Origin of the sequence: Paraburkholderia sp. GAS448 (genome assembly GCF_050435685.1) — a bacterium.
Taxonomy (GTDB): Bacteria; Pseudomonadota; Gammaproteobacteria; order Burkholderiales; family Burkholderiaceae; genus Paraburkholderia.
In genome coordinates this window covers 1-5,522 of sequence record NZ_JBNDKT010000102.1, presented here as the reverse complement: position 1 = coordinate 5,522, position 5,522 = coordinate 1, and the positions used below count along the sequence as shown (strand labels likewise).

The 5,522-nt window shown below is 63.9% G+C and carries 3 protein-coding genes and 1 pseudogene; 1 reads left to right on the top strand and 3 read right to left on the bottom strand.

Annotated elements, in window-relative coordinates; translation table 11 throughout:
- Positions 1-260: 260 nt before the first annotated feature.
- Positions 261-499, top strand: a pseudogene (locus P3T23_RS47035) (tyrosine-type recombinase/integrase); the annotation flags it as partial.
- Between the two features lie 155 nt (positions 500-654).
- On the opposite strand, the gene P3T23_RS47030 reads toward P3T23_RS47035, so the two are convergent.
- From P3T23_RS47030 to P3T23_RS47020, 3 genes are all read right to left on the bottom strand, one after another.
- Positions 655-3,129: an autotransporter outer membrane beta-barrel domain-containing protein gene (locus tag P3T23_RS47030; RefSeq protein ID WP_429322850.1), complete on the bottom strand. Its 2,475-nt coding sequence runs from the start codon at positions 3,127-3,129 to the stop codon at positions 655-657.
- Positions 3,130-3,200: 71 nt separating this feature from the next.
- Positions 3,201-3,443 (bottom strand): hypothetical protein, encoded by a 243-nt coding sequence (locus P3T23_RS47025; protein ID WP_429322849.1) that lies wholly within the window; start codon positions 3,441-3,443, stop codon positions 3,201-3,203.
- A gap of 590 nt (positions 3,444-4,033) precedes the next feature.
- Entirely contained in the window at positions 4,034-5,257 is a 1,224-nt protein-coding gene (locus P3T23_RS47020; RefSeq protein WP_429322848.1) for an ISL3 family transposase, read from the bottom strand.
- Positions 5,258-5,522: the final 265 nt, after the last annotated feature.

The following is a 5,522-nucleotide window of genomic DNA, read 5'->3' as shown; positions in this document are numbered from 1 at the left end:
GGCAACGGGCTCATTCTCCGTTGGAAACGCGTCAGGAGCGGCCCAAACACATATCCGAAACGCCCGTTCAGGCTCCGGTGCGGTTAGACAGCGCTTCTGGCAAGAAACTTAACCATATTTAACGTTTCGTGCGATGGCCCTGCTTACCGCGGGCACCGGGCAGGTCCAAAAATCGTCATCTTTGCCGCCCGCAGATCCTTATAAACAAAGGCTCTCAGGAGAAACCGCCAGATTTTGCACGAAAAGGACGATTACCCCTACTCGAAGACGATCATCCTGCGCTGACCGAAAAGCTGCGCCGCGCGAGCCCGCACTGGATGCGCCATAGCCATGCGAGTCACGCACTGGCGCACGGGGCCGAGCTCACGAGCGTGCGTGATAACCTGCGCCACGCGTCATCGCCACAACCTCGATGTACCTGCACGGCAACGATGCCCGGCGAGCCCGGCAGATTACTGACGCTTTCGGCCCACGCAAGGCCGTGCGGCGGTCCGGCTGACCGCGAGCCGCTTTCGCTTAACGTACTTTGTCGCCCCTTTCGTCAAACGCCCCCAACAGTGCCGATGGCGTCTGATAGCCCTGCTCACGTGACACGAAAACGTATCACCGTAACCTGTCCCGCCGCGTCCCAAGACCAGGCCGCGGCGATCAGAATCACCAGAGATACCGCACGCCGACATCGCCCCAGACGCCCTTGCGGCTGCCGCTGGCCGACGAGTTGACCGAGAACTGGTAGCCGAACTGGCTGTACACCTTCATATGGGTGTCGATCGATGCCGTCACCCCCGCGGCGACATCCATGCGCGTCGCCTGCCCGATCACCGGCACCTGGTCGACCCCGGAGTACGTCGTCGTCGCCTGCGCGCCCCAGTCCCGCCAGAGGTTCGCGCGCACGTACGGCTGCCAGACTTGGCCGTTCGCACCTGTGATCGTCCACTGGCCCCGCACGCCCAGCCGCCCGCTCACGCCCGAGGTCGAGCCCGGATCCACCGCACCCAGCCCGTCATTCTCTTCGTTCAGCCCCACATGCTGCCAGATCACCTGCGCCTGCGGCTCCAGCACAAAGCCGGGGCCCAACGGCAGCGGGATGGGGTAGCCCGCTTCCAGCGAGGTGGCGAAACCTGAGCCGCTGACTGGCAGCCGGGCGAACTGTGTGGTGGCCTGGCCGTCGTAGTAGGTGCCCTGGAACACCGCATCGACATACCAGCCGCCGGGACCGTAGTGGGTCCAGTAAGCGCCGCCGGAATACGCATCGAGATCCAGCGACCCGGTGTGGCTCATCACATAGCCGGTGGCCGCCGCGTTGGTGACCAGGCCGTCGACGTCGACACTGCTGTTGCCGTACGCATAGTAGACGCCGGCGGCGTCATGGTGACCTGGCAGGAAGCTGCCGCGCCACAGGTCGACGCCGGCCTGGAAACCTACCTGCTTGCCGCTCGCGCGCGCATCGGCGAACGTCTGGTAGCGGTTGTCGATCTGCTGGCCGAAGATACGGGCCCAGCCAGAGTGGCCCCAGCCGTCGTTGCCCGCGCCTCCGTCTGCCTCAGTCAGCGTGTCGCCGATGCGTTCATGCAGCGTGCCGAGCGTGGTGAGGCCCAGTTGCCGCGCGGCCGGCTGCACCACGCTGTAGGTGGCGATTTCCGGTCCGATGATCGGAAAGGTGCCCGGCTGTGCCGGCGGCCCGCCCGCCGGGGGCGACACAGGCGGCAGCTCGTCCGGGGGCGTCACGGGCGGTTCAGTCGGCTCGGTCGGCGTGCTGGGCGGCACGACGAAGGTCGAGCGCAGGAACCAGTCGCTGGGATCGCTGCCGCCCAGCCCGCCCTGGAACAGCCGGTAGTCGAAGGCGCCGCCGCGCAGCTCGCCTGCGGCCTGGGTAAAGGTGCCTGCGGCGGTGGTCGCGCCATTGATGGTCTGCACCACTGCAATGCCGTTCGCCGTCGTCTGGGCGCCAGGGCCGCCCACGTTCGTGACCGCCAGCGTGGTCGTGCCGGTTGCCGTGCCGCCATTGATCACCAGTTGGTCCGAGGGCGAATTATCCGCACCGAGGTAGGTGTTCAGCGCGAGGGTGCCGCCCTGACCGACGTAGCTTCTGGTGGTTAGCACCGCGCCGGGCGCGGTGCCGGTACCCATGTTGAACAAGCCGGCGTTGCTCAGGCTGGCGACCGTCTGACTGTTGCCCTGCAGATCGAGCGTGCCGGCGGCCTGCACCGCATAGTCAGAGTTCGGGCTGAAGACATTCGCCCCACCGGCCGCAAGCGTGCCGGCGGTGATCGTGGTGTTGCCGCTGTAGCTGCTCTCACCGGTCAGTGTCCAGGTGCTGGATCCGGTTTTTTGATAGGACACGAAATCCTGGTATTGCGCGGCTTGTCCGATGGAAGAAACGTCGAAGCTGGCTGAATCAGAACCACCCCAAATCAGCGTGTTGGTCGTACCTGTCACACCCGCAGCATTGCCGACCGTGCCCGTGATGGTGGAGCCTGCCCGCAACTCGAGCGAGTTGACGCCGCCGGTGAAAGCAATGGCATTGGCGCGAACGCTACCTGTGCCGGTCGCGCCACTATTGCCACCCACCCCGCCTGTACTGGGAGCCGGGCCCTGGCCTCCGGTCGTCCCATTCGCACCAGAAATGCCAGAAAGTCCTCCCGATATCCCGCCGCTGTTGATGATGGTCAGGTTGCTGCCGGTAATACCGATGCCGCCATTGCCGGCAATGCCGCCACTGCCACCGGGGCTACCAGCAGCACTGATGCCACTGCCACCACTGCCGGCACTACCGCCGCCACCGCCATTGCCACCAGAGATAGTGCCCGTATTGGTGATGGTCAGATTGTCGCCAACAATACCGCCACCGCCATTGCCGCCCTTGCCGCCAGCACCACCGGGGCCGCCACCCGAGCCATAGGCGCCAGCGCCGCCAGCGCCGCCACCACCTCTGCCGCCATCGCCCCCAGAGATCATGCCGTCACTGGTGATGGCCACATTGTTGCCACTGATCCCGACGCCACCATCGCCACCACTGCCACCACTGCCACCAGCACTGCCGCTGGTGGAGCCTCCGCCACCATTGCCGCCGGTGCCGCCGGCGTTCACATTCCCGGCACTGCCGATGCTGGCATTGCCGAGGCCCAAGGTGCCGCCGCCGCCTCCGCCAGAGCCGTCTCCCCCTAGCCCGCCGATTACACTGGCACCGCTCGACAACGTCACACTTCCGAAGGCATCGGCGCCGTCACCGCCACCGCCACCGCCGCCACCGCCACCGCCACGACCAGTGCCGGAGGGGCCGAGGCCACCACCGCCGCCGCCACCGGTGCCGCCGGTGCCGCCACGATAGGAAGTCGATAAAGTGCCAGACCCGGAAAAAGCGGTGCCACCACCACCACCACCACCACCACCGCCGCCGCCAGCGTCGGAACCAGAGGTAGGATCATTACTGAGGCCAACACCACCATTGTCACCACAGCCGCCGCAGGCGCTGCCTGTCATGCCAGCCGGGCCGCCCGTTCCCCCCGGCCCAACGATAGTAGCTCCCCCTGCCCCACCGGGGGCTCCCGAAAAACCGCCGCCGCCGCCGCCGCCAGTGCCATTAGGGGTCGTGTCTCCCACGCCCGCCCCGCCACCGGGGCTCGAAGCCGTTCCCCCGGCACCTCCAGCACTGACACCCCCCCCGCTAGCGCCGCCAGTCCCACCATTGGCCGCCATGGCGGGATTGGCGATACAAAATACCAATGCCGCACCGGCAAGGGTTGTTGTAGCCAGTGGATACGAGCGTTGGGGGGGGGGCTTGCGCATGATTTAACCTGAATGACGTCCAGAGATGATTGTGAGGGAAAAAAGAAGCGAATGGCGCGATCTTGCGCCACATTGCGCTGAATCTGCCAGGGCCTGTTGACAATCAGCAGGTCCAGATGAAAGAGGCGGAGAGCGCACCAAGTGATCAAAAAACATTCGAATAGCCCTCAGTTATTCGTAAGCGTCTGATCTGTACCGTAGCAGATTTTTGTGGCTCTTTTGAAAATGCAGTGGGTAATGCGGCTCACGAGGCGTGCGGGTTGATGCTGGAGAAGTCGAGCTTGCCGGCGATGAGGAACAGCACGGTTCGCATGGTTTTGAAGCTGGCGTACCCGCGCGCCTTGCGCTTGGCCGCTTGAAACAGGCCGTTAATGGCTTCAATGAAGCCATTGGTCTGGCGCGTCTGAGCCCAGGCGACGATGCCGTCAAAATGACGAAGGATCATGCGTGCGACGTCCTTCATAGGTTCGACCCTGGAACGCATGACGCCGGTGCACCACCGGCGCAACATCTTGGAGACGACGTGGATCTGCTTGCGATCGAGAATCTCGCGCAGCTGCTCGCGGTACATCCAGGCACGGGCCGTGCGGTTGGTGGTGTACTGGCTGACCAGCGCCTCGAGATCGGTCAGTTGCGCGAGGTTCAGCTTCTCAGCATCCTTGAGCAAAGACCAGCGCATGCCCTTCAGTGCGGGATCGGTCTTCTGCTGCGCGCGGCGTACGCCATCGAGCGCTTTGGAGGCGTGCGCCACGACATGAAACTTGTCGAATGTCACGCGCGCATCGGGCAGATGCTCCTCCACGCCCTTGATGAAGGCAGGCGACATGTCGATGCTGACCGATTTGATCTGCGCAGGCGTTGCGTGGTGTTCCTCCAGGTGACTGGCAAAGCGTTCGACAACGCCGGCATCCTTGCCTGGCGTGACGAAGACTACGCGCCTGCCGTCCATGTCGGCGACCAGCGAGACATAGTCGTGGCCCCGTCGGCACGAGGTTTCGTCAATGGCCACCGCGCTGACGTCGGACAAGTCAGTCGCGGCCACCGCGAGGTTCACGTAACGATCACAGATGGCCTTCACGCGATACCACGACAGATTCACCAGTCGAGCCACGGCCGCAAATGTCATCTCCCGGCACAGCGTCAGCACGAGCGCTTCAAACAGCAGCGTAAAGCCATCCAGCTTGCCCATCCAGTCAGGCTCCACGAGTCGCACCGAGCCGTCCGGCAGCCGCACACGCGGCACCCGCACCTCCAGATAACAGTCGAACTGGAAAAAATTGAGGTGCCGCAGTCGTTTGATGACCGTGTCGTGCACCGGGTGTTCGCCCGGCACCCCGGGGTAGGCAAACCGGCTGCCCGCTACAAAGTCCACGGCAATCGTCAGTTCCGTGCCGAAATCGACACCCTGCACATACCACGGCGCTTTGATTCCCAGGGCGGCTTCAAACAGCTGAGTTTGGTTCGTCATAGTTCACATGGTCTTGCAGGGCTGGTTGCAGCATTCTGCCGCAACCAGCCCTGCACCAGCTTATTTACCCCACACGCGTCAAGCGTTCGCTTCGCCGGCCTTACGCCCGCACTTGACCCGGCGGTCCACCCATTCGAGATTCGAAAGAGGCATTTTTGTTGACGGCGAAGACGCTAGATTCCTTGACTGAAATGATTTCATAGCAATTGCGACAGGTTTTTCTACGCAGCAATTTTCGCTTCGTCGCACCATGCGTTGACGGCCT